Origin of the sequence: Erwinia tasmaniensis Et1/99, assembly GCF_000026185.1 — a bacterium.
Taxonomy (GTDB): domain Bacteria; phylum Pseudomonadota; class Gammaproteobacteria; order Enterobacterales; family Enterobacteriaceae; genus Erwinia; species Erwinia tasmaniensis.
On sequence record NC_010694.1, the window covers coordinates 2,167,832 to 2,192,598 of the forward strand.

The 24,767-nt window shown below is 49.9% G+C and carries 23 protein-coding genes; 18 read left to right on the forward strand and 5 right to left on the reverse strand.

The features are described from left to right. The first annotated feature begins 50 nt into the window (after positions 1-50). From sctI to ETA_RS10690, 4 genes are read left to right on the forward strand one after another with little or no spacing between them, the layout of a single operon-like run. Positions 51-374, forward strand: coding sequence for a type III secretion system inner rod subunit SctI (gene sctI / locus ETA_RS10680; protein WP_042958944.1), 324 nt, complete (start codon positions 51-53; stop codon positions 372-374). Next, the gene (gene sctJ / locus ETA_RS10685) at positions 374-1,153 is read left to right on the forward strand and encodes a type III secretion system inner membrane ring lipoprotein SctJ (RefSeq protein ID WP_012441642.1); all 780 of its coding nucleotides are present in this window, start codon (positions 374-376) and stop codon (positions 1,151-1,153) included. The genes sctI and sctJ overlap by 1 nt, the downstream gene beginning before the upstream one ends. Further along, positions 1,143-1,700: a hypothetical protein gene (locus ETA_RS19270; RefSeq protein WP_071819177.1), complete on the forward strand. Its 558-nt coding sequence runs from the start codon at positions 1,143-1,145 to the stop codon at positions 1,698-1,700. Before sctJ ends, ETA_RS19270 begins: the two co-directional genes overlap by 11 nt. Continuing rightward, positions 1,678-2,322, forward strand: a complete 645-nt coding sequence (locus ETA_RS10690; RefSeq protein ID WP_012441644.1) for a hypothetical protein — start codon at positions 1,678-1,680, stop codon at positions 2,320-2,322. The genes ETA_RS19270 and ETA_RS10690 overlap by 23 nt, the downstream gene beginning before the upstream one ends. Before the next feature lie 725 nt (positions 2,323-3,047). On the opposite strand, the gene ETA_RS10700 is transcribed toward ETA_RS10690, so the two are convergent. Next, positions 3,048-3,614 (reverse strand): winged helix-turn-helix domain-containing protein, encoded by a 567-nt coding sequence (locus ETA_RS10700; RefSeq protein ID WP_042959322.1) that lies wholly within the window; start codon positions 3,612-3,614, stop codon positions 3,048-3,050. A gap of 848 nt (positions 3,615-4,462) precedes the next feature. On the opposite strand from ETA_RS10700, the gene ycgZ reads away from it, so the two are divergent. The 7 genes from ycgZ to dcuR all read left to right on the forward strand — a co-directional run bounded on the left by ycgZ (position 4,463) and on the right by dcuR (position 9,159). After that, the gene (ycgZ, locus tag ETA_RS10705; protein WP_012441647.1) at positions 4,463-4,708 is read left to right on the forward strand and encodes a regulatory protein YcgZ; all 246 of its coding nucleotides are present in this window, start codon (positions 4,463-4,465) and stop codon (positions 4,706-4,708) included. A 166-nt stretch (positions 4,709-4,874) separates the two neighbouring features. Further along, positions 4,875-5,168 carry a hypothetical protein gene (locus tag ETA_RS10710; protein WP_042958948.1) on the forward strand — a complete coding sequence of 98 codons (294 nt, stop codon included), beginning with the start codon at positions 4,875-4,877 and terminating at the stop codon, positions 5,166-5,168. A gap of 219 nt (positions 5,169-5,387) precedes the next feature. Beyond that, positions 5,388-5,636 (forward strand): biofilm development regulator YmgB/AriR family protein, encoded by a 249-nt coding sequence (locus ETA_RS10715; RefSeq protein WP_042959323.1) that lies wholly within the window; start codon positions 5,388-5,390, stop codon positions 5,634-5,636. Between the two features lie 487 nt (positions 5,637-6,123). Continuing rightward, a complete protein-coding gene (locus ETA_RS10720) occupies positions 6,124-6,357 on the forward strand; it encodes a YgdI/YgdR family lipoprotein (protein WP_012441650.1) in 234 nt (77 codons plus the stop codon). A gap of 15 nt (positions 6,358-6,372) precedes the next feature. Continuing rightward, a complete protein-coding gene (locus ETA_RS10725) occupies positions 6,373-6,603 on the forward strand; it encodes a YgdI/YgdR family lipoprotein (RefSeq protein WP_012441651.1) in 231 nt (76 codons plus the stop codon). Between the two features lie 199 nt (positions 6,604-6,802). Beyond that, positions 6,803-8,443, forward strand: a complete 1,641-nt coding sequence (locus ETA_RS10730; RefSeq protein ID WP_012441652.1) for a sensor histidine kinase — start codon at positions 6,803-6,805, stop codon at positions 8,441-8,443. Continuing rightward, a complete protein-coding gene (gene dcuR / locus ETA_RS10735; RefSeq protein ID WP_012441653.1) occupies positions 8,440-9,159 on the forward strand; it encodes a two-component system response regulator DcuR in 720 nt (239 codons plus the stop codon). The genes ETA_RS10730 and dcuR overlap by 4 nt, the downstream gene beginning before the upstream one ends. On the opposite strand, the gene ETA_RS10740 is transcribed toward dcuR, so the two are convergent. Both ETA_RS10740 and ETA_RS10745 read right to left on the reverse strand, forming a co-directional pair. Further along, the gene (locus ETA_RS10740; protein WP_012441654.1) at positions 9,140-10,108 is read right to left on the reverse strand and encodes an FAD:protein FMN transferase; all 969 of its coding nucleotides are present in this window, start codon (positions 10,106-10,108) and stop codon (positions 9,140-9,142) included. The genes dcuR and ETA_RS10740 overlap by 20 nt on opposite strands. 63 nt (positions 10,109-10,171) lie before the next feature. Then, positions 10,172-12,949: a flavocytochrome c gene (locus tag ETA_RS10745; RefSeq protein ID WP_012441655.1), complete on the reverse strand. Its 2,778-nt coding sequence runs from the start codon at positions 12,947-12,949 to the stop codon at positions 10,172-10,174. A gap of 586 nt (positions 12,950-13,535) precedes the next feature. Between ETA_RS10745 and ETA_RS10750 the strand changes: the two genes are divergently transcribed. Further along, positions 13,536-15,047: a DASS family sodium-coupled anion symporter gene (locus ETA_RS10750; RefSeq protein ID WP_042958950.1), complete on the forward strand. Its 1,512-nt coding sequence runs from the start codon at positions 13,536-13,538 to the stop codon at positions 15,045-15,047. Positions 15,048-15,228: 181 nt separating this feature from the next. After that, positions 15,229-16,875, forward strand: a complete 1,647-nt coding sequence (gene fumA, locus ETA_RS10755; protein ID WP_012441657.1) for a class I fumarate hydratase FumA — start codon at positions 15,229-15,231, stop codon at positions 16,873-16,875. Between the two features lie 185 nt (positions 16,876-17,060). On the opposite strand, the gene ETA_RS19955 is transcribed toward fumA, so the two are convergent. Beyond that, positions 17,061-17,273 carry a hypothetical protein gene (locus tag ETA_RS19955; protein WP_157861797.1) on the reverse strand — a complete coding sequence of 71 codons (213 nt, stop codon included), beginning with the start codon at positions 17,271-17,273 and terminating at the stop codon, positions 17,061-17,063. A gap of 303 nt (positions 17,274-17,576) precedes the next feature. On the opposite strand from ETA_RS19955, the gene ETA_RS10765 reads away from it, so the two are divergent. The 4 genes from ETA_RS10765 to treA all read left to right on the forward strand — a co-directional run bounded on the left by ETA_RS10765 (position 17,577) and on the right by treA (position 23,494). After that, positions 17,577-19,727, forward strand: coding sequence for a tetratricopeptide repeat protein (locus ETA_RS10765; protein WP_042959324.1), 2,151 nt, complete (start codon positions 17,577-17,579; stop codon positions 19,725-19,727). Next, on the forward strand, positions 19,697-20,419 hold the full coding sequence (locus ETA_RS10770) for a DUF3142 domain-containing protein (protein ID WP_012441659.1): 723 nt from the start codon (positions 19,697-19,699) through the stop codon (positions 20,417-20,419). Before ETA_RS10765 ends, ETA_RS10770 begins: the two co-directional genes overlap by 31 nt. Positions 20,420-20,602: 183 nt before the next feature. Continuing rightward, positions 20,603-21,532 (forward strand): N-acetyl-gamma-glutamyl-phosphate reductase, encoded by a 930-nt coding sequence (argC, locus tag ETA_RS10775; protein WP_012441660.1) that lies wholly within the window; start codon positions 20,603-20,605, stop codon positions 21,530-21,532. Between the two features lie 288 nt (positions 21,533-21,820). After that, positions 21,821-23,494 (forward strand): alpha,alpha-trehalase TreA, encoded by a 1,674-nt coding sequence (gene treA, locus ETA_RS10780; protein ID WP_012441661.1) that lies wholly within the window; start codon positions 21,821-21,823, stop codon positions 23,492-23,494. Between the two features lie 97 nt (positions 23,495-23,591). Here treA and ETA_RS10785 read toward each other — a convergent pair whose 3' ends face one another. Then, positions 23,592-23,840 carry a GlsB/YeaQ/YmgE family stress response membrane protein gene (locus ETA_RS10785; protein WP_042958952.1) on the reverse strand — a complete coding sequence of 83 codons (249 nt, stop codon included), beginning with the start codon at positions 23,838-23,840 and terminating at the stop codon, positions 23,592-23,594. Between the two features lie 177 nt (positions 23,841-24,017). Between ETA_RS10785 and ETA_RS10790 the strand changes: the two genes are divergently transcribed. Continuing rightward, positions 24,018-24,767 (forward strand): flagellar brake protein, encoded by a 750-nt coding sequence (locus ETA_RS10790; RefSeq protein WP_012441663.1) that lies wholly within the window; start codon positions 24,018-24,020, stop codon positions 24,765-24,767.

Consider the following 24,767-nt stretch of genomic DNA (forward strand, 5'->3'; position numbering starts at 1 on the left):
TGCTCTACTCATCAATATTCTACATGATCCCATTCACTATAAGGAATTTCATGAATCTTAAAACGAAGTTTCAATCAAATCTGACACAATCATTACCTAACACGTTAAAGGACAATGACCACACGTCTGTTTTTTCACACAACGCATCTTTCAGCGACTTCGTTTCTAACACCTTTGAAAACTCCAGCGAACATAGAATAAGCTTTGACAATGTCTTAAATAAATTTAATCAGCCTCATGAATCAACTGACAACCCCGAAAATCTTTTAATGCTACAAGCGTACATTAATGAATATTCCAATTATGTATCGATGATAAGCTCTGTAGTTCGCAAAGGTATCGGTACCATCGAAACACTGGAAAAAGCGCAATAATGTCAAAAAAGAATACTCCTACATTTTTTATTATTCTCACAGCTTTTTTATTGGCTGCTTGTGATAATGAAAGGCTGCTAGAAAATCTCACTCAGGATCAGGCCAACCAAGTTTTGGCAATCCTTCAACAGCATAATATATCTGCTAATAAAAGCGGTAACCTTAAAGCAGGCTACACGATTCAAGTCGATGAAATCGAAAACACTGCTGCTCTTTCTATCATAAGTCAATATCAGCTTCCGTGGCCTGCTGACATTCAAATTGGACAAGCATTTCCTGATGGTGCACTCGTTGCCTCACCGAATGCAGAACAGGTTCGCGTCCTTTCTCTGCTTGAGCAAAGGTTGGGGCAGTCATTGAGAACTATTGCGCAAGTTGTTAACGCTCGTGTGCATATCAGCTATCCCCCCTTAAAAAATGGAATGGCAGATAAAACATTAACCAACCATGTCGGCGTGTTGATTTCTTATAAGGGTGATATCAACCAGAGTCTTTTCATTCCACAAGTCAAATCATTAATAAAAAACAGTCTTGATGATATTAAATATGAAAACATTTCAGTGGTACTTTTCGATACACCTCCAATCCAGTACACACAACCATTGAAGTTATCCAGTCCATCACCATCTAAATGGCTGATATTCACAACGGCAGTTGTTCTACCGGCAGCTGCAATTTTTATATTTTTACTTAAGCGCGTTTCGCGCCGATTTAAAGTAGGAGATGTCATGAATAAATCTAAACGTAATAGCCAGGGGTCAGTGGAAAATGCCCCTTGAAATAAAAAAAATGTTAAGAATTTTATATTCTCCTCTTAACTATACACATCCATCACATTTACAGGGCAGCGTTCTCAATTTGAATAGCAGCGATAGCGTGCTGATAAATTTTTGGATAATTACTCATTTTAAATTAAAAGATCTTCCACAAAACTGGGAGGTTAATGATAATATTTCATTACTTCTTCTTGATAAATGGGAGCTCATCAATGATGCTGCCTGTTTGATTGGAGGTTATCTTTTACGCTCACGAATACTCAAACAGTGTACAGAGATAATCTTAAACCCTCGTTTATCATCATTTATTTCTCTACCAATCCCTCATCACGTTTCACTGACTACAACCGGAGAGCATTCAAATACATTATCCTTAGGACTGGCTTTCATACTTAGTCAGATTCCACATTTTCCTCTTGCGCTTAAGGAACGAGTACTGCTGTTCCTGCCCGCTGAGATTGATCTGCCAGACACCTTTATAGCACGAAACCCTAATCATCTTAATCTTTTAACAATGGCTTTAAATTATGCGAAAAATTACAGAGAATGAGCTTCCCACTGATAGTTATAGCAATATTCTGATTAAATCAAGCTTGGTTTCTCGCTATCAACGTCTCTCATCCGCACTAGAGCGTACGCTAATTCACTGCAATCAAATCCATTTAGAATATGAGTCTCGCAAAGACGAACTTCAAGAAAGATACCAAAAAGAGGGATATACTGCTGGCTTACAACTTATTTTTTCGCAATTAACTATGATGCTCGACGATTACGAGCAGCAGCACAGTACTCGGATTGAGAAACTTAAATCGCTTATCAACGACGCGGTGAGGACATCATTTGACGATCCGGTTATTGTTGAACGAATCATTTATCACATTAAAAGAATTTGCAAACAGCAAAACATACGAAAAATAATCGTGCCGCGTACAGTGCAGTTCAAAGATGATGCTGACTTATCAGACTATATTTTCACCGATGGTAGTGATATCACATTACAGGGAGATAAAGAGGCGGTGCGCTTCCAAAGCACCTCTTTATGTCAACAGTGGTTAGAGCAGGCTGCGGTTGAAATGTCTTCGATCGATGAAAACATCAACAAAATTGTACCCGACTTTTTATACGAGATGGGTCAAAAACTAATCACATTGAGTCATAAAAGAAATAAATAGCCAAATAACAATAACTTATACCTCAATAGCTAGTAAAATTAATTTCATTTTCTCAATTTGGAATTATCTTATGTCATTTATTTTGTGCAAACTCCGCTGAATTTCATGTTGTTTAACTCGCTAACCCCCAGTAGCTTAGTCGCGGTGAAATGCGACTAAGCTGCTGGGGGTGGCGTTAGAGCCAGTTATCATTTTTTATAGATATTAACTGACAATCATTCATCGAAAACATGTGTTTTATAGTAGAATTCTGATCATCAATTCCGGCCACCAGCGCATGGTAAAATATCATAATACCGTTATGTATCAGCCTAGTTGCAATAAACGTGAGTAATACTTCATTAACATGCGAATACATGCTGACTTATACATTAAGATTATATTTAATTTCTTATATTATGCTGAACCTATCTCGAAACTTACCTAAAGTTAAAAATCTAAGTTCAGTTATGAAATACAATCCAGAATGAAAATTCATCAATTAGCCCCCTACCTGATCCCCCTCTCAAGTAGAACACAACTAACCTACCATTATCTATCGCCACCTATCAATAATTTTAAATGTGTCTATCACGCCGAGCTTAGCTTTTCCATTGGGGTGATGTGTTTTTTTCCTTTCGAAAATTGTAACTTCGATGACTAGTTTTTTTTCATATCGCTATGCCGCAGCGCTACTTTCACTTACGCTTTTCCATATTGTTTCTATATATACTTAAACGCTGAACTCACACTCCCCCCTTAACTAATAATATCAAAAGTAAGGATGCAGCTATCAACGCTGTACTATAGAATAGCTTCTTAACCAGAGTGGCATTTTTAGCCGACATCTTTCTCATGCGCAAAATATTATTTTTTTTCTCAGTATGATCACATAGCTCTTGTGTAACCCCCTTTTCTGCCGATTTATTAAAAACCATATGAGGATATTCTCCTCTCTTCAGACAATTGTCTTCGTTTTCTTTATTATCAGCAGTGGAATCTTCATATAATGGCCTGACGGTAAACCGATATCCTAACTTTGGAATGGTCACAATTATTTTTTTATTTGTATCATCCAAATCCAGCCTTAAACTTCTTATAACCTGCGCAATACTTTGAGTCGTAACATAGCCCCCGTTCCACACGCCGGCCAAAAAATCTTCTCGTGACACCGGTTCAGGATACTTAGTGCATAAGAGATTGAGTACATCAGCCTGTTTTTTCCGGAGCTGTACTTTTATATCATTCTTCTGCAATGTCCTTGTTTTGGGGTTGAATATAAAATCAAGGAAGTAGATTTTTGAATCGTCCATAAAATTTTCCATTTACAACTTTCTGGATTTACCATCCCATGAGTCAATTTTAATTAAGGATAATAGAGTACTGGAGTCTCACCATTCGCACCACCGATCACATCGGCCGAAGAAAAATCCTTAGCACACATACCCCCCTCGAAATAGCCAATGGCACTGTTAAATAAAACACAAATTTATTATTTCACTTAACATTTGTAGCTACCGTTTAAACTTTATAAAAAATGTTGCGGGGAAATTAATTAAATTCACATTTCAAATCTTATCAAAGATAGTAAAGCCATACCATCGATCAATGATATAAGCATCTTTTTTTCACAGCTACTGCATTGGCTTATTGCACGTTCCCGCGGACATTATCACTAAATTTTTTTCCAGGGCATATTCGTTTCAATTCATTATAGTCATCTTAAAACTGAGGTCGTTGTGGTCCTCCCCCACTCGTTATGTGGCGAAAAGTTAATAAGGCAACCCGTTCTGTTCAGCTGCAGTACAAAAGCTTCTATGATTGTTGACCGATGATGTTTGCTGAAAAAATGCACTCCATCATGATCTCCCATCCACCTAAAGAGTGGAAGATCCTGTCTTTACGTTCCATTTCTGACAGCTCCCTGCCAGGTAACGACGTTTGTCTTCTGACTATAATGGATTACGTCATGGCATTTCATATGGTTTTCACCTGGTACAACAACCACCCTATAACCAACTGATAAATAACAAATAGCACTTTATGCAAAAATACACACCGCGTGCAAAACAACAATTACTGTACAAAGCCTTTAATGTTGTATAACTTTGTGTTCAGAGCAGGTGTACACAATATGAACACTACGATTGAGGGATATCTTATGCGTCAGGACGGTTCCAATCCAAAGATCGAAAATGACATCAGCCGTTATTTTAGTGAGGTTATCATGCCTTCACAGCAAGAAACGTTGGGCCACATTGTCGTAGAAATCTTACGTTCAGGGAGAAACCTTAACCGTAAGTCTCTTTGTTCAAAATTGTTGACTCGTTTGGAACTTGCCTCTGGCCCAGAGCAGGAGCGTCATTATCAGCAGTTGATAGGTATGCTTTTCGGCCGCGACGAATAAGTTAAATATCTATCGCTGGCGATAGTTCTCTCTCCGGTCAGATTTTTAAGCAGTTTGAATGACCGGGCCTCCGGACGGTGATTATTTCGCAGGTATAAAACTGCCGGGATGGAGGGCTTTGTGGGCAACTTCCGTATGTCCGCATCACAGGTTTCGAGAAGTTTGCATGTACAAAAGTGAAGATGAAAAATTATCCGATAAAATGATGGGCGAAGCCGTTATGGTACTGCTCAGACAAGATGCAGCCATCAGTAATTCTGCTCTGATGCGCCAGCTCCGAGACATGGTCACCGTGGAAACTGACCCGCGACGCCAGGTTGCCCTCATGCGCGCTATTGATGAGGTCAGTCAATACTTGAGCGTAAAACCTCCAGCTAACAGGATAGAAATTCGCGACCGCGATAACGTAACACATTTTTTTACCAGCGAAGGTCCGGCCAACGGGGTTAAGAAACATTAGTGATGTTTTTTACCCATCCATGAGATGTTCAAAATATTGATCGTTCGTCGACAATCGGCCCCCTGCATTAGAGCAGGCATTGATATATGCGGGATAAATAATCTGATTTTATTTATCTGTATTTTCCGCTCAATCATTTTCCATAGCCTCTGCACAGTGTCCTCCCTGGCAGAAGTTTTTCTTAGGAAGCGGTTAGCCTTCCTTTATAGGGTTATTACCATGCAGCAGATGTCACAAGAGTCCAGCGTTTTCGCCCTTCTCCCTTCAGGAATCGAGACATCGTCGCAAGAGGCCCAGGCGCTGGGAAATATTATAGGCGAATTGAATGCTGAAGGTAGGTATATTACCAATAAGGCCCTTATTCTCAAGCTGATTGAAAAGTTGGAAATGACCTCAGACGTGATTGAACTTGACGTTTATCGCCATGTGCTTGAAGTAATTATCGGCAATACACCCGATGATGCCTGAAACTTACTGAATAATCATTTCAACTCTTCACATCAATTGACCACATCCTACTGTTATGAGTATTGCTTATAGTCAGAATACTCTTTCAGCTTGTTGATTTCCCCCTCTAGCGCACCTGCTCGGATGAGAAAAAACCTCCATTCTGCATTTATGTCGTTTATATGATATCCGTCACTGTCTACTGTATCATCAGGCGGTTAATCCTGCGGCACCGCGCTGAAATAATAGCCCTCTAACTCCCCCCTCTTTTGTTGACTTATTCCAGCGAGTGAAGTTTATATTCACACGGCAAGTTATCACCAGGCAACACCATCACCGAAGGTTATTACTTTTGCAATTTAATGGCTTCATCCACCCTCAATAAATTAGACTTTTAACGTTCAACCTCTCCATGCCAGACTTCAAAATTATCACCTTGGAACTGCAAGCTGCAAAATCTCGACTATAGTTACCTCGGATGATTTTTTTACCCGTAAGGAAATCTTTGATGAAAATCAAAATGCTTAATACTGCAACCGTTGCCCTGCTGTCACTGTTCTTCCTCTCTGGTTGTTCATCAAACCAGACAATCAGAACTACGGATGGCAGGACTATTGTCACGGATGGTAAGCCGCAAATCGACAGCGACACTGGGCTGGTTTCTTATAAAGATGCCCAGACGGGCAGATCGGAACAGATCAACCGTGAGCAGATTAAGAACATGAGTGAACTTAACAATTAATAATACGGAGTCTAAATGAAAAAATTAATCGCTTTACCTCTTGCTGCCATCTTCTGTGTTGCTGCTCTCAGCGGTTGTACTCGCGCCAGCTACGCCATCCACACAAGTGACGGCCGTACCATCATCAGCGATGGCAAACCACATGAAGATTCAAAAACAGGCCTGATTGCTTACAAAGACGCGAATGGCGTTAAGCAGCAAATTAACAAAACCGACGTTAAAGAAATGAGCGAGCTGCCTAAGTAACCCACAAAGGTTTCGTTCCCTCTGCACCTGAAAAGTTGAATACCCGCTGATTAAGGTGCAGATTTATTGAGCAGTCCCACTGTCCGGCCCGCCCCTCGTCACGTTTTTTTATTCTGCCTTAACGCCATCCCTGACCTCTTCCGCGCTATATTACCCGGTAACTCGTTTCAAACAGCCATTCCTTGCTAGCGGAGTTTTGATGAACCACACCCAGCCATCGTTCTGGATACCCAAACGCCCGATGAAACTCAGTACCTCCGTTAGCCTGCTGGTAAGCGCCGTCATTGCAGTCGTACTGTTAACAGCACACCTGTTCTATTTTTTTCAGATAAGCCATTCCACGCAGGTTGCTGTTAAAGACAAAGCATTGGCGGTAGCCCGTACGCTGGCTCTTTCCCCGGAGATCCAACAAGGCCTGCAGCAAGAACCGGCCGATGGGATCATACAAAAACTTACCGACGCTGCACAGAGCAGTAACCACCTCCTTTTCGTCGTGGCAACAAATATGGATGGCATTCGCTACTCACACCCCGACAAAAATCTTATTAACCGCCATTTTATCGGTGATGACCTTTTACCCGCCCTCAAAGGTCACGAAAATGTTGCGATTAACACGGGTAAACTCGGCGTTGCGCTACGCGTGTTCACACCCGTTTTTGACCAACACGGGCGCCAGATTGGCGTAATAGCTATTGGAATTTCTCTTAGTGAGCTTACACAACAAATTAGCCACAGCCGTTGGAACATTCTCTGGATCGCGCTATTTGGTATTCTGGTTGGCACTATGGGGACCTACCTGTTGGTTAAGGCGGCCAAACGCATTTTGCTTGGGCTTGAGCCTTTTGAAATATCCGCGTTGTTTGAGCAGCATCAGGCCATGCTGCAATCCATGAAGGAAGGCGTGATCGCCGTTGACGATCGCATGCAGGCCACTTTGATCAACCGTGCCGCACGACAGCTGCTGCGTGAAACGGGTCTGCTCCAGGCGCTCGAATGTGACAATGATGAGATTGCCGCGGCATCGGGGCCACTGATTGACAAGCTGCATAGCGTGATGAGAAGCGGTACGGCGCGACGTGATGAAGAGATCAACTTTAATGGCCGGATATTGCTATGTAACACCATGCCGGTACGCAATAACGGGATTATTATTGGCGCTATCTGTACGTTCAGAGATAAAACCGAGATCATTCAACTGCTTCAGCGGCTTGATGGTATGGTCACCTATATCGATGCACTTCGTGAACGCTCTCACGAATTTATGAATAAGCTGCACGTTATTCTCGGCCTGACACATATGAAAAGCTACAACAGGCTGGAGGAGTACATCCTTAAGACGGCCCACAGTTATCATACGGAGATCGGATCGTTACTGGGAAAAATCAAGTCGCCCGTTATTGCCGGGTTTCTGTTAAGTAAAATCAGCCGTGCGTATGACACCGGCAATCATTTGGCGGTCAATGATGACAGTCTGCTGCCTGAAACCGGCAGTGAACAGCAGGTTGCCGTTCTGATCACCGTACTGGGTAACCTGATCGAGAACGCCCTGGATGCCGCGGGTGAAAATGGCGATGGTGATATCAGCGTACTGTTACACTATCAGAACGGCTGGCTCAGCTGCGAAGTGAGCGATGACGGCCCTGGCATAGAAATGACCCGGATGAATGACATCTTCGCTAAAGGTTATTCCACAAAAGGCGACAATCGCGGCGTTGGGCTGTTCCTGGTAAAACAACAAACCGAGAGCCTCGGCGGGAAAATTATTGTAGAGTCCGAACCCGGTGTGTATACCCAATTTTTCGTACAACTGCCCTGGGATGGAGAGAATAAAAACGCATGATCAATGTTCTGGTCGTCGATGATGACGCGATGGTGGCTGAACTTAACCGTTGCTATGTTGCACAACTCTCTGGCTTCAGCTGCTGTGCCGTGGCATCGACCCTGCAACAGGCCAAAGAGCTGATTCTGGACAATCAATTAGCCATTGACCTGATCCTACTGGATGTCTATCTGCAACAGGATAACGGACTGGATCTGCTGCCCGTGTTACGCGAGTCAAAACGTCCGGTCGAGGTCATCATCATCTCGTCGGCCGCCGATGCCACCACAATCAGACAGTCGCTGCACTATGGTGTGGTTGACTATTTGATCAAACCTTTCCAGTTCTCACGTTTTGAAGAGGCATTGACGGGCTGGCAGCGGAAAAAAAAATTGATGGATTCTCGTCCTTTTTATCAGCAGGCGGATGTCGATAGGCTAATTTACGGTAATCCCTCCCCCACGGATGACGGGAAACGCCTGCCTAAGGGGCTAACCCCACAAACCCTTCGCACTCTGTGCCTGTGGATCGATGCTCACCCTTCTGAAGAGTTTTCCACAGACGATCTTGCCGCCGCCGTCAATATTTCACGCGTTTCGTGCCGTAAATATCTCATCTGGCTCGCGCAGACCAATATTCTGTTTACCAGCATTCACTATGGCGCGACCGGCCGCCCGGTTTACCGTTATCGTCTGCAGGCGGAACACAGCGCTCAGCTTAAGCAATATTGTCAATGAGCCGGTAACCGTCGTTGAGCCGTTTGAAGCTGAATTGACGCTGGGAAGAGCAGATAATTTCCTTGTCCCGTGTGACGAAAACAGCCTCAATTCCCGGATTTTGATCAAGCGTTGCAAGGCCCTGCTCTACGCCCTGCCCGTACATTAAGGTGGTCCATACATCACCATCGGTGGCGTTATCGCAAATAATGGTCACGCTCAGCAGCTCATTATCGAGCGGATAACCCGTCTGCGGATCAAGAATGTGATGGTAGCAGCGGCCGTCCAGTTCAAAATAACGTTCGTAGATACCCGACGTGACGACCGATTTATCAGTGACGCTGATCACGCCGAGCGCAGCATCATCCGCTGCAAACGGCTGCTTCAATCCTATCTTCCAGGGTTGCTGAACGCTGTTTCCTAATGCCAGCACGTTGCCACCCAGATTGATAAGCGCATTCTCAACGCCCTGCTGGCGCAGATAGTCACGCACCACGTCAGCAATATACCCTTTGGCAATGGCCCCCAAATCGATCTCCATACCCGCCAGTGGCAAAAATACGGAAGCGGCCACGTCGTCCAGGATAACCTGATTGGGGTCAGTTAACCTGAGCAGCGCACGCAGTTCAGAAGCTGCCGGCACGTGACAACCCTGGAAACCGATCTTCCAGCGCTTTACCAACGGCCCGATAGTAAAGTTAAAACAGCTGCCTGGTAATGTACTGACCTTTTTAGCCAGTTTGATCACCTCATAAAGCGTCCTGCTTACGACAACGGCATGCTCTCCTGCCGCACGGTTTATCGCCATCACCTGGGACCGCTCACGGTTGACGGTGAAAATATCCTCCTGCTGCTTAATCAGGCGAAACACATTTCCCGCCAGCTGCTGATTATCTTCAAACAGCTTTAGCTGCACAGGAGAACCCATAAGGACAGCAGAATAGCAGTAGACGCCGCTATCTGAAGACATGGCACCTCCCTGGGTGAAGTGACTTGTCAGGGACGGCTAGCCGCCCCTGATGATAAGAAAATCCTAACGCAGCGCCCATGTGGCGGCATTACGGCCAGCAAGAATACCGAAGATGATAATATCCGCTACCGCATTTCCCCCGATACGGTTGGCGCCGTGGATACCACCTACCACTTCACCCGCCGCCCATGCCCCTCCGATCGGCTGGTGCTGCGCATCCAGTACTTCCGCATCCGTGTTGATGGTGACCCCTCCCATCGTGTGATGCACGCCGGGGGCAATGCGAATAGCAAAGAATGGCCCCTTTTCCAGCGGATGACGCAACGCCGTCTGACGGCCGAAATCTTCATCATGTTGACGTTCGACAAACTGATTATAACGTTCCAGCGTAGCCTGAAGCGATTCCTGATCCATATTCAGCTTCACCGCCAGTTCATACGGCGTTGGAGCACTGACCACAAACCCCTTCGCGATATATTCATCGGCAGCCTTATTATTTGCCCGCACCCGATCGTCAAACACGATCCAGGCACTCTTTTCAGGCAGGGCGATGATCTGCGCCGAAACCTTATCGCGCGTTTCCATTTCGTTATAGAAGCGATGGCCTGCCTGGCTTACCAGAATCGCCCCGCCCCCGCGGATCGCTTCAGAAACCAGATAGGAGGTCGTCTGCTCAACCGTTGGGTGGATCTGTATTTCGCCCATATCCACCGTTGCCGCACCGATCTGCTGCAACATTGCGATGCCGCTGCCGGTGGCACCTTTGTGGTTAGTGGTAACAAACCCATCCAGTTCAGGACGATATTTCACCACCATTTCACGATTCGCGCTAAAGCCGCCGGTAGCGACGATAACGCTTTTCGCATGCAGGATGCGGCTGTCGTTATACTCGTCGACCACTTTTACCCCGATGACGACACCTTTTTCACACAGGATCTCATCGACGGAGGTCTCCAGCAGCACCTCAATTTCACGCTGGTTGATGTTTTTCACCAAGCCGCTGATCAGGAATCCCCCTACGGCAGAACGATCGGCCGGGCGGTGGGTGCGGTCAATACTCATACCGCCAGTAATAGTGATATCGTTAAGTTCGATATCATGACGCGCCAGCCACTCAATCGCTTCCGGTGCCTGATCGACAAATTGGCGCAGCAGCTGCTGGTTATTTTTACATTTGCCGCCTTTCAAGGTTTCGTTGAAGAACAGCTCTTTACTGTCTTCAATCCCCTTTAACTTTTGGAAGCGGGTCTCTGCGGCGTTCATCCCTACGGAAGCCTTAATCGTATTCCCGCCGATGGTAGGCATTTTCTCAACGATCGCCACTTTTGCCCCTTCTTCGGAGGCCTGGATCGCCGCGGCGAGACCGCCGCCGCCGCTACCTATCACCACCACATCGTAGTGCTGCGGAGCCTGCGGATTACCTCCCGCCTCAATAACATGCTCCTTGCTGGAGGTAGTCAACGCACGGGATACCGCCTTTTTCAGCGCCTCACTCTGTGTGGTGGCACCGGTGATGGCATCCACATGCGGGCTGTTTGCCACCAGCATGCGTGTACGCAGGCTTTCGAAGGTGGTGGTGAAGTCAACGTCTAACGTCGCGTCCGGCTCCAGCGAAATATCGGTGATACGGTCAGTATCAAGCGTGACGTTGATTTGCAGTTTTAGCGCCTCGGCCTCGACTTTTTCCTGATATACGCCGGCTTTATATTTGCGTCCGCCGGTGCTGACATCACGGATCATCGCGTCAACCAGTGAGAAGCGCCACAGAGGTTCCGGGATGTTCAGCGCTTCGCGCTGCGTGCTGTCAATAAACAGCTCCAGCCGGTCGTTATCAATAACACGATCGGCCCAGTCCGGGTAAGCGATGCAGGCTTTACCCACCGCCACCAGATCAAACCCGTGTTCGAGAGCGCTTTCGGCATCGGCTTTGTTAATCACGCCGCCGACACCTATCACCGGGATCTTCGCCAGCCGATCTGAACGCATGGCAAGATATTTGCCGATCAGGGGTGTTGGATCGCTGACATCAACAATTGAAGATCGCAGCAGCTGGCCAACCGAGAAGTGAACATAGTCCAGACCGCGCGCGGCCAGTTTCTCCAGCAGGTACAGAGTATCTTCGAAACGGATGCCCGGAACTTCGATCTCTTCCGGCGAAAAACGGTAGCCGATGATAAATGAGGGATCGGCAAAGCGTTGCGCCATTTTATGAGTGATCTCCAGCACTTCCAGCGGGAAGCGCGCGCGTTTTTCGCGGCTTCCTCCCCACTTGTCATCACGCTGATTGGAATGGGGGGAATAAAATTGCTGGATCAGATAGGTGTTGGCGCCGTGGATCTCCACGCCATCAAACCCGGCCTTGATCGCACGGTTCACCGCATCACCAAACTTGGTGATCATGACCTCAACTTCTTCAGCGCTCAGCGCCTGAGGCGTCGTTGCCCCAACGCGCGCGGCGGCGATAGCACTGGGCGCGACCGGGGTTTTACCTCCAATCAGCTCAGGCTCGACCATACGGCCGCCGTGATAAATTTGCAGGATGGCCTTTGACCCGGCGGTTTTGATCGCATCCGCGATCTTCGCCAGACCCGGTATCTTGTTGTCGCTGTCGATGGCAATCGCGCCGGGGAAGGCCGGGCCTTTAGCATCAATGAAACAGCATTCCACGATAACGGCCCCAATGCTGCCGGCGCGAACACGATAGTACTCAACCAGTTCGCTGGTCACAGTACCATCATAAAAACCGGTACAGGTGGTCATAGGCGCCATCAAAAGACGATTTTTTAGTACGGAGCCGTTCGGCAGCGTCAGCGGATTAAGGACAGGAGTAAGTGTATTCATAGAGTATGAACCCCGAAAATTAAAAAAGCCTGGAATGTTTTAGTGGACGTCATTTTGATTATACTAGTGGTCCAACCTCATGCTTTTAATATAACAATTAATCAGATTACATTTCCAGTAAATTTAGTTTTAAAACTTTTTTATATCCTGAAAACTTAATTTAGTGAAACCAGATCAATCCATTATTTATATGTTAAAAAATGCATCATTCTAATCAACAAAAAACTCACAACAATAAAAAAACCAAACAAATCAATTAAATAATTGAACTCCACCCTGAAAGAAATAACACCCAATGGACGTCAGTGAACGAATCAGAGAGTTCATTTAGTGTAAAAAACGATTAGTATTCGTAACTCCTTAAAAAATATGATGGAAAGCCACAATTTATTGATCTGGATCAATAATTATATTTACCAAAGTATCACTATATCTATGTCAAATAGTTAAATAACCCCACAAGCGTTCGGGAAGACCAACCGCTTATTTATACGCCACGGTTAAATTGCTCAATGAATTAAATAAATAATGTTAAATCCCTGGCCGGGGCGCGAAACGAATTCTTAATAACTTGCAGAAAAATACTATGAAACATTCATCGACCGTTAATCAACACGCTAAGGCTCCGCCCGTTGCTGTCCGGCAAACGAAACGTCTGGTTATGCTCGCCATACCGGTGCTGGTTGCCGTTTTACTGCTGCTCGTTCCGGTTCCACAAGGGCTTGAACCTTATGCCTGGCACTTTTTCGCTATTTTCGTCGGGGTGATCGTTGGCCTGATTTTTGAACCGCTTCCGGGCGCGGTTATCGGTTTGACCGGGGTGGTGGTGATCGCCCTGTTCAGCCAGTGGCTGCTATTCAGTCCGGCCGAACTGGCCGATCCCTCATTCAAAACGGCCAACCAGGCCTTCAAATGGGCCGTCAGCGGTTTCGGAAACTCGACGGTATGGCTTATCTTTGGCGCCTTTATGTTCGCCGCCGGCTATGACAAAACGCAGTTCGGCCGCCGGCTGGCATTGATTCTGGTGAAATATCTCGGCCGCCGCAGCCTGACGCTGGGTTACGCCATCACCTTCGCCGACCTGCTGCTGGCACCGTTCACGCCGTCTAATACCGCTCGCAGCGGCGGAACTATTTACCCTATTATTGCCAACCTGCCACCGCTCTATGGTTCAAAGCCTGATGACCCCAGCGCACGCAAAATCGGTTCTTATCTGATGTGGGTAGCCATTACCGCAACCTGTATCACCAGTTCCATGTTCCTTTCAGCCCTGGCGCCTAACCTGCTGGCCCTGGCCCTGGTGAAAAGCGTGGTCGGCTTCGATATTTCCTGGGGCATGTGGTTTATTGCTTTCCTGCCGCTCGGCCTGCTGCTGCTGCTCACCATGCCGCTACTGGCCTACTGGTTCTATCCGCCGGAAGTGAAGTTCAATGATGAAGTGCCGCGCTGGGCGATAAGCGAGCTGGAAAAATTAGGCAGACTCAGCCGTAACGAAATTCTGCTGTTGGTATTCGTGGTTTCCGCCCTGCTGATGTGGATTTTCGCTACCGCGTGGATTGAGCCAGCGATGGCTGCGCTACTGGTCGTGGTGCTGATGCTGTGGACTGGAGTACTCAACTGGAACGATATCACCAGTAACAAACCGGCCTGGAACACGTTTGCCTGGTTTGCCACCCTGGTGGCGCTGGCGGACGGCCTGGCCCGCGTCGGCTTTATCGCCTGGCTGGGCAAAGAAGGCGGTCTGCTGCTGCACGGCTATGATCCGCAAATCTCCGCTGTCGTGCTGATGGTCGCCTTCTTCCTGCTCCACTATCTTTTTGCCAGCACCACTGCACATACCACGGCGCTGTTGCCGGCGATGTTAACCATTGCCGCGGCGATACCGGGTATCAATATGCCGGTGTTCTGCCTGATGATGTGTACCTCTCTGGGGGTCATGGGCATCATCACGCCGTACGGCACCGGCCCAAGCCCGATTTACTATGGCAGTGGATATCTGCCAACCAAAGACTACTGGCGTCTGGGTACGCTTTTCGGCGCCATCTTCCTCGGCCTGTTGATGCTGATTGGCTATCCGTGGATGGTGATGATGTTCTGATCGGTGGCTGAACGCCGGTCAGGCATAACTGATAGGCAGGTGTTGCCATATTGTTATACCATTCTGCCTCTGCCGGGCCGCATTGAGAGCCCGGCAGGATAAAGCGACCCGATATCGCCGTGAACATTGCCTAACCTCCGCATCAGAGAAGGATGGCAGCAGATCATTAAGTGAGAGCAAAATGTCGAAAAAACCATTCCATTACCAGCCGCCCTTTCCGCTTGCTAAAGACGAAACCGAATATTACCTGCTAACCCGTGAACATGTTTCGGTCAGCAGCTTCGAGGGGCAGGAAATCCTCAAGGTGGCACCAGAGGCGCTGACGCTGCTGGCCCAGCAGGCGTTCCACGATGCCTCCTTTATGTTGCGTCCTGCGCACCAGCGCCAGGTTGCCGCCGTGCTGGCAGATCCGCAGGCCAGTGAAAACGACAAATATGTTGCATTACAGTTCCTGCGTAACTCAGAAATAGCGGCCAAAGGCATTCTGCCGACCTGCCAGGACACCGGCACGGCGATTATCATGGGAAAAAAAGGTCAGCGTGTCTGGACCGGCGGCGGCGATGAGGCCGCTCTGGCTAAGGGCGTTTACACCACCTATACCGAAGACAATCTGCGCTATTCGCAGAATGCGCCATTAGATATGTACAAAGAGGTCAACACCGGCACGAATCTGCCGGCACAGATTGACCTGTACAGCGTTGACGGTGATGAATACAGTTTCCTTTGCATGGCGAAAGGCGGCGGTTCGGCCAATAAAACCTATCTTTACCAGGAAACCAAAGCGCTGCTGACTCCCGGTAAACTGAAGGCGTATCTCACGGAAAAGATGCGCAGCCTCGGCACCGCCGCCTGCCCGCCGTATCACATCGCGTTTGTGATTGGCGGCACCTCTGCCGACAGCACGCTGAAAACGGTGAAGCTGGCGTCAACGCACTATTACGACGAACTGCCAACCGAAGGCAACGAGCATGGCCAGGCGTTCCGAGACGTTGAGCTGGAACAGGAACTGCTGCTGGCCGCCCAGCAGCTGGGTCTCGGCGCACAGTTTGGCGGCAAATATTTCGCCCACGACATTCGCGTGGTGCGTCTGCCGCGACACGGTGCCTCCTGCCCGCTGGCGATGGCGGTCTCCTGTTCGGCCGACCGCAACATCAAGGCAAAGATCAATCGTGAAGGCATCTGGATCGAGAAGCTGGAGCATAATCCGGGTCGCTATATTCCTGCCGAACTGCGCCAGCAGGGTGAGGGCGACGTCGTACAGGTTGACCTGAACCGTCCGATGAAAGAGATCCTCGCCCAGCTCTCTGAATACCCGGTTTCTACCCGCCTGTCGCTCAGCGGCACCATTATCGTTGGTCGCGACATTGCCCACGCGAAGCTAAAAGAGCGTATCGATAACGGCGAAGGTCTGCCCCAGTACATCAAGGATCATCCGGTTTATTATGCCGGACCGGCAAAAACCCCGGAGGGTTACGCGTCTGGCTCACTTGGCCCGACAACGGCTGGCCGCATGGACTCCTATGTTGACCAGCTTCAGGCTAACGGCGGCAGCATGATCATGCTGGCAAAAGGTAACCGCAGCCAACAGGTGACGGATGCCTGCCACAAGCACGGCGGTTTCTATCTCGGCAGCATCGGCGGCCCCGCTGCGGTGCTGGCGCAACAAAGCATCAAAAGCCTGGAGTGCGTGGAGTATCCAGAACTGGGGATGGAAGCCATCTGGAAGATTGAAGTCGAAAACTTCCCGGCCTTTATACTGGTCGATGATAAAGGCAATGATTTTTTCCAGAGTATCCAGCAGAACCAGTGCGGTAAGTGCGTGAAGTAACCGTTACGCCGGGCGTGGGCAACTGTCTGCCTGCGCCCGGCCCGCGACAGACAGGTAACCCGATCAATCAGAGTTTTGAAAAGGCGGGCTAAACCTGCCACTTACCCACCGTCTACTTACTTATCCCGTTAAACACACCCAGCCGCTGCGGCTCATCTTCGGGCGATTATCTCGCCGTTCGTCTCTCACGCTTCTTCACAAAGGTGACAGCCTGCGCTGGCAGGATCGCCACAGACTCCTCTAACCCGTAATACAGCAGGCCGATAGTCTTTTTTCGGCGGGTGTTTTTTGGTACGTGGATTTCTGACGGCTATTGCCAACCCTGAAGATATTCTTTTCTTTTTCTCTTTCTTACCGCCGTTTATCGCCATAACCCAAAGCTTCAGCAGCAGCGTCATTACGTTTACTCTGCTGTGGTCCCTGTTTGATTTTTCAGTACTTACGCTATATGCACTGTCGGTAAAATCCTGGGTTCCGACACGGCACGGCGCGCGCATTGAGCTGATCTCATCTCTCTTTCTGCTTATGGTTTCTTTATGCGATATTCTATATAACGTACATAGAGTGATAAGTCCGGTTGCGTAAGTCCCCGCTAAGAGCGCCCTGATACCTGCAACGGATTATGCAGACTCATGGTAAAAACGATCGTTAATATTAAAATAGCGGTAAATCAACGCTTTATTTCCTACGGGATAGTGAATATGCGAAAAAAAACGATAGCCCTGTCCATGCTGGCCCCCCTGGTGGCCAGCTTTCAATCCATTGCCTCATCCGACGGCTTCGGCTGCGTGTGGGGAACGACCGGCTGTTACCTGACCAGCTCACCGGTACTGGACATCACCAACGACACGCGGGATAACCTGTTACGGCTGGTGGGCGAAAGAAAACATCTGGCCCTGCCTTTACAACCCTTGCCGGCGGATATGACCCGCAGCCGTGAGTTTTACTTCGGACCTCACGAGGAGTCTTTCACCGCCGCCCCGCCGACTGCCGACAGCACCCCGACAACAGCCTCGCTGAACACGCTGCTCGCCGGGATGGGGCTTAACTACACGCCACCAGCAACCTCGGAATTCGGCGAAGACGAAGCGGAAAATCGCCACGTTTCTAATTCCGCAGAGACACTGTCTGGCTTTGTCACCGTATTACTGGCCGATAACTCGCTCTCCTCCGAACAGAAACGGGCGCTGGCACAGGCACGCATCGGGCTGTCAGAACGTCCGGAAAATCGACAGGTTGTTGAGTCGCTGAACTTCCCGTCAGACTCAAACGCCGGCGCATTCGCTGACTATCTGCTGGCCATCAGCGACTTTTATCAGGGTCACTACCCTGCCGCTAAACGGACGTTCACCCGCTTACAGTCTTCCCAACAGCCCTGGGTGGCAGAAACCGCCGGCTATATGCTGATGCGCACCGCGTTAAACCAGAGTAGCCAGCATGCCAGCGGCGAATACGGCGAGTTCGACGTAAAAAAAATTGATAAAAATGCGGCCGCAGAGGCGCTAAGCGCGAACCGGGCTTATCTGGCGGAAAAACCGGAGGGACTGTATGCACTCTCCGCGCAGGGCATGTTGCGCCGCATTTACTGGTATCTGGGAGACTGGGACCCGCTGGCACAGCTGTATGAGCAGGCGCTGAACCAGGCTGTCGATAGCGATGGGCTGATAGCGCTGGTGGCTGAGAACGATGCAAAACTACAGAGTAAAGATCGTAGCGGCGACAATTATTTTATCAGCGCGTCGGAAGCCCCTCTACTGACGTTCACGCAGGCTCTGCGCCTGATGCGCATCAATCCCTGCAAGCAAAATGTTCCCTGCGTCGATCGACCGTTCCTTGACGGCCTGGAGCCGATATTTTCGCGCTCCGGGCATCAGCCCCTGTGGCAATACCTCAATCTGATGCAGGCATTCCGTACCGGCGATTATGCCGCGGTGATTGAGAAGATTAAGCCGGCTACCGCCCTGCCATCACAGGATATTCTCCTGTTCAGCGAACAGGTCTTGTACGGGGATGCGCTGATGGCACAACACCAGCAGGAGGCGGCACGTCAACACTGGTCACGCCTGCTCCGCCTGAGTCAGGACGCTGAGCAACAGCAGTTCCTACAGGCCAGGCTTGCCGCAGTGCTGGTGCAAGATAACCAGACCGCACAGATTTTTATGCCGGACAGTCAGGTAACCAGCCTGCGCTATCGTTCGCTGGTGCTAAAAACGCGCGCTGCGCCGGCCCTCCTGCGCCAGCAGGCAAAAGCAGGCCCCAACGACGAAGAGCGCACTATTGCCCTGCATACGCTGCTGATCACTGACTTAACCGAAGGACGTTATGCGGACTGGTTGCAGGATAAAAACCTCATTCGCGCTATCGCCCATCCCGTGGAGGCTGAGGCCTTTGACGATGTGCAGCTAAGCCACTTCAACTGGTCGGGAGAGCAGGCGGCAACGGGCTATAGCTGCCCGCGATTGGAAGAGGTTGTCACCCGCCTGAGTCAACGGTCTGGCGACGGCCACGCGTTAAATTGTCTCGGTGAGTTCTTCCGCACCACGGCGGTGACGGTAAGTTTGTGGAAAGAGAGCGGAGGCAACGGCGCGCTGGACGGCGTGGTAAAAGATGACCGTCCGCGAGGGCAGCCCGACAGGCAGCATTACTACCGGCAGGTCATCCTCGATAATCACGCAGAACCGGAAGATAAAAGCTACGCGTTATACCGCGCCGTCATGTGCTACGGCCCGTCAGGGTATAACGGCTGTGGCGGTGATGAGGTCAGTAAAACGCAGCGTAAACGCTGGTTCAGCCAGTTAAAAAGTGATTATCCGGGCAGTTTATGGGCAAAAAAACTCAAATATTACTGGTAATCCCCCTGATTGGTGCACTGTTCTTCCCAGCGGCCAGCGCCTCACAGCGGGTCAATGCCGCGGATTATCAGGCCTTCTGGCTGTGGTCCGGGGTGAGCGCTGGGCCCGAAATGCGTGCGGCACGCACCGTGTATCTTCATCAGGGTGAAGTGGTCATCCGACAGGGACAGGTAAAATTCGAACGCCTGGGCCTGCCGGTAAGCCGCTTAACTTTCCCGCAGATTTGGCTGACCGTTCGTACCAATACGCTGGATGTACCCGATGAAATGCTGGCGCGTATCCTGCGCCTGATGCAGCGCTGGCGGCTGGCCGGGAATCATGTTGTGGGTCTGCAAATCGATTTTGATGCCGCCACCAGCCGCCTTGACGATTACGGCCAGTTTTTGCAACGAGTGCGCAAAATGATGCCTGCTGAATATGCGCTGGGGGTCACCGGGCTGTTGGACTGGGCCAAAACCGGTCAGGTTGGCACGCTAAATGCCTTACCCATTGACGAGTTGGTGGTACAGAGTTACCAGGGGCGGCACACGGTGCCCAATTACGCCGATTATCTTCCCGCGCTGGCTGCACTGCACATTCCTTTCCGACTTGGGGTGGTACAGCACGGTCAGTGGCGGCAGCAGGATGAACAGCGTCTGCTCACCTCCCCCTGGTATCGCGGCATCGTGATATTTATGCTCAATTCAGGGTGAACACTACCAAAGGTCGTTTTGCGTCTTACACCAACATCATGATGTAGCGATAGCAAGCCAGCCTGACAGGAGTGATTTTTTATGCATAAAAAACAGATAATCAGTCAATCAATGTTTACCCCTGGCCATAAATCTCGCATAATCTGACACACTGTTTTTTACTTACCCAGGGCAAAGACCGTAATGATTCAGAAATATCGCGTGTTTATCGACGGCCAGGCGGGCACGACCGGATTGCAGATCCAGCAACGGTTAGCCAGCCATCCTCAGATTGAAATGCTCAACATTGACGAGGCGCAGCGTAAAGATGCCGCTGCCCGTCAGGCGCTGATGAAACAGGCTGACGTCAGCATCCTCTGCCTGCCGGATGCCGCCGCCCGCGATGCTGTAGCCCTGGCCGACGAGGTGGGCGCACGCGTGCTGGACGCCAGCTCTGCGCATCGCGTTGAGAGCGGCTGGGTCTACGGTCTGCCTGAACTGGCTCTGGGTCAACGCGAAAAAATCCACGCCGCCAGCCATGTTTCAAATCCGGGGTGTTATGCCACCGGCGCGATTGCCCTGCTGGCGCCGCTGACCGCCAACGGACTGTTACAGGCAGACAGGCCGCTGACGATTAACGCGGTTTCAGGCTACAGCGGCGGCGGCAACCAGATGATTGAAAAATATCAACAGACGGGAACCGGTTATGCGGCCTACGGGTTGGGATTCGATCATAAGCATCTTAAAGAGATCCAGGCCTGGGGCGGTTTGAGCGATCGGCCAATTTTCCAGCCTGCGGTGGGTGACTATGCTCAGGGAATGCTGGTATTTATCCCTTTGAATCACATCGACGGCGAGCCGCTACGGCAGGCGCTGGCAGACTATTACAGCGGGCAGCAGTTTATTCATGTCAACCCACTGAACGCGCTGGATGAACGCAACGCCCCCTATCTGCTCCCTGAAGCGCTGAACAATACGAATAATATGGAGCTCTTTGTCTTCAGCCATGCGCAGCAGCGTCAGTGTATCCTGGCGGCACGCCTGGATAATTTAGGTAAAGGGGCTTCGGGCGCCGCCGTGCAAAACCTGAATCTGATGCTCGGTTTACCGGAAGCTACGTGCGTCAACATGTGATGTGCCTGGCGCGCTAGCCGGCACCTTTGCAACGGGTTGTTGCCGCGCCCCTCACTGGCCTTATTTCTATGGATGGGAGCGGCGGTTGGCACGCTCAGACGGAGGGTTTGCGGCACATCGCACCTCCGTCAGTCGTCCCCTTCATGCCCGCCTTAACGCCTTAATCTCATTAAATTCCTGCCTGATTCACACTTTATCGATCTCATCTCCTGACTCCAATACTTTTGGTCTAAGGTTCTGTATACGTTCGATAACATTCAGAACCGTCATGGTAAAGGAGAATACCCGATGAGAAGAGCTTTCAGGCAACAATCGTCCGTTCCGCTGTTTGTCTCATTGCTACTGTCCGGCGCGCTGGCTGCTGGCTGTAGCGTTCAGGCACAGGAAGAGCGGCCCGTGTTTGATACCATTCCTCAGCCGCCCGATGTCCAGTTAGGGCCATTGTTTACGGCGGTGCAGGCAGCAAACCTCTATCCAGACCAGAAGACTTTCGCCGATGCCGTTCCCAAAAGCGATCCGGAACTGATCCTTTCTGACTGGCAGATGCAGAAAATGCAGCGTAATTTCGATCTTAAGCGTTTCGTTGCCACCAACTTCTCGATGCCAGCCACCGGTGATGTCTACACCTCCCCTAAGGGACAGAGCCTGCGTGCGCATATTAACGGCCTGTGGCCGGTACTAACACGCTCCGATAAGGTGGACAATCAGTGGGGCTCGCTCCTGCCTCTGCCCAACCCCTACGTGGTTCCGGGCGGTCGCTTTCGTGAGGTGTATTATTGGGATAGTTACTTCACCATGTTAGGCCTGGCAGAAAGCGGACGCTGGGAACGGGTACAGGATATGGTCGACAACTTCGCCTATCAGTTAGATACCTATGGCCATATCCCCAACGGCAACCGCAGCTACTATCTCAGCCGTTCGCAGCCACCTTTTTTCAGTATGATGGTTGACCTGCTGGCTCAACACGGCGGTGACAAGATTTACGGCCAATATCGTCCCCAGTTGGAAAAGGAGTACCGCTACTGGATGACTGGCGTCGACGACGAGGCGCTGCGGCCTGGCAGCGCGACCCAGCGCGTGGTGAAACTGCGGGATGGTACGATCCTCAATCGTTACTGGGATGACCGCGATGTGCCCCGTACCGAATCCTGGAGGGAAGATACCATCACGGCACGGCAGGCAGCAGGCCCTGACAGAGCGCAACTTTACCGTGATTTACGCGCAGGGGCGGCATCCGGTTGGGACTTCAGCTCGCGCTGGTTCGATAAGCCAGACGATCTGAGCACCATCCGCACCACGCAAATCCTGCCGGCCGATCTCAATGCGCTGATGTTCCATCTGGAAAAGACGCTCGCACGCGCCTATAAAACAGAGAATAATGCCGCCGCCAGCCAGCGCTTTGAGCAGCTGGCCGAACGCCGCAAAACCGCAATCGGTCATTATCTTTGGGATGAGAAACAGGGCTGGTATGCCGATTACGACTGGCAGAGATCCCACGTGCGCCCGCAGCTCACCGCGGCGGCACTGTTCCCGCTCTATTTGCAGGCCGCCACGGGCGAACGCGCCACCCGTACCGCCAGCGCGGTGAAAAAGCACCTGCTGGCAGAAGGCGGGCTGCTCACGACTACGGTGACATCCGGCCAGCAGTGGGATGCGCCCAACGGTTGGGCACCTCTGCAATGGGTAGCCGTCGTGGGTCTTAATCATTACGGCCAGGAACCGCTGGCAAAAGAAATTGGCCTGCGCTTCCTGAATAGCGTCCAGACGACATACGAGAAAGACCATAAGCTGGTCGAAAAGTATGTGGTGAAGGGGGTATCACTGACCCACGGTGGCGAATATCCGCTACAGGATGGGTTTGGCTGGACCAATGCGGTGACGTTAAAACTGATGGATCTTTACTGCCCGAAAGGCACGATCTGTAACAATGTAGGCGACCTGAATAGCAAAAAAGAACCTTAATAAGCATTAAAGTTAACTTTATCGTTCGGAATATCCAGTCTGGCGACATAAAAAAACGGGGAGGCAGAAGCCACCCCGTTTACTGTCACAGCCTGATTTAGCTGCGTACTTTGCGGTAGATCCACAGCACCACAATGGCACCAATAACTGCAACCACAAAACTGCCGAAGTTGAAGCCGTCTACCCGACCAAAGCCAAAGAAAGTACTGATCCAGCCACCAACAACCGCACCGATAACACCCAGAATCACGGTGATAATCAGTCCGCCGCCGTCTTTACCCGGCATAATCCACTTGGCAATAATACCTGCGATCAGACCAAAGATGATCCATGAAAGAATACCCATTGAAAAACTCCTTAGTTTCTTCTGTTTAAACCTATCAACTCGTAAGACGCTGTAAGTATAGGCGATAATGATAACTCTGTGATCTAAATCCAGACTATCTTACTATTTTGACAAATTTTTTGTAAAGACCCTGTCAAGAGCGCCGATAAGCGTTAATGACTCAGGTTATCTATCTCAATGGGAGCAGATGTGGAACAGGATGATACGGAACAGTATCTAAAACAGGGGACGCTGGCCGTTCTGGGCGTGCTGCGCGAGCTGCTGCAAAACCAGACGCCGATGAGGGTTTCACATCCTCGCGGACAGTTTATCACCCGGCTGCTGCATGTAGATAAGACCAACATGGTCATCGACTTTGGCAGTAATGACTATGACAATCAGCTGGCACAAGAGGCAAATGAACTGCATATCGTTGCCGACACCCGTGGGGCGCGAATAGAATTAATACTGACCTCACTGCAAATGAGTGAATATGAAGGGCTGCCCGCGTTTACCGCCGCACTACCCGGCCAGCTTAAAATGATCCAAAGGCGCGAGTTCTTCCGCGTAGATGCGCCGCTCAATCCAATTTTCTTTTGCTATGTTCCCTGGCCCGATGGGACAGGCGAAGGGCGTCTGCGTTTACAGGATCTTTCTATTGGGGGCATCGGCATGCTTTCAGAGGGCACCGTTCCCGACGCCCTGAGCTGCGGTGACACCATAAAAAAACTGCGTCTGGAAATGGGCGAATATGGGCGTTTCGTGGTTGATGCGCAGCTGATAAGCATCGGCAAGCACAGCGTTGTGGGCAGCAAGTGCGAAACTGTCGTCACCCCACGCCTCAGCCTGCGTTTTCTCTCACTGAATGCGGCGCAGGAGCGTGAATTACAGCAGGTTATTTTCTCTCTTGAACGGCTGGCCAGAGATAAAGCCAAGCGCTTCCAGTGA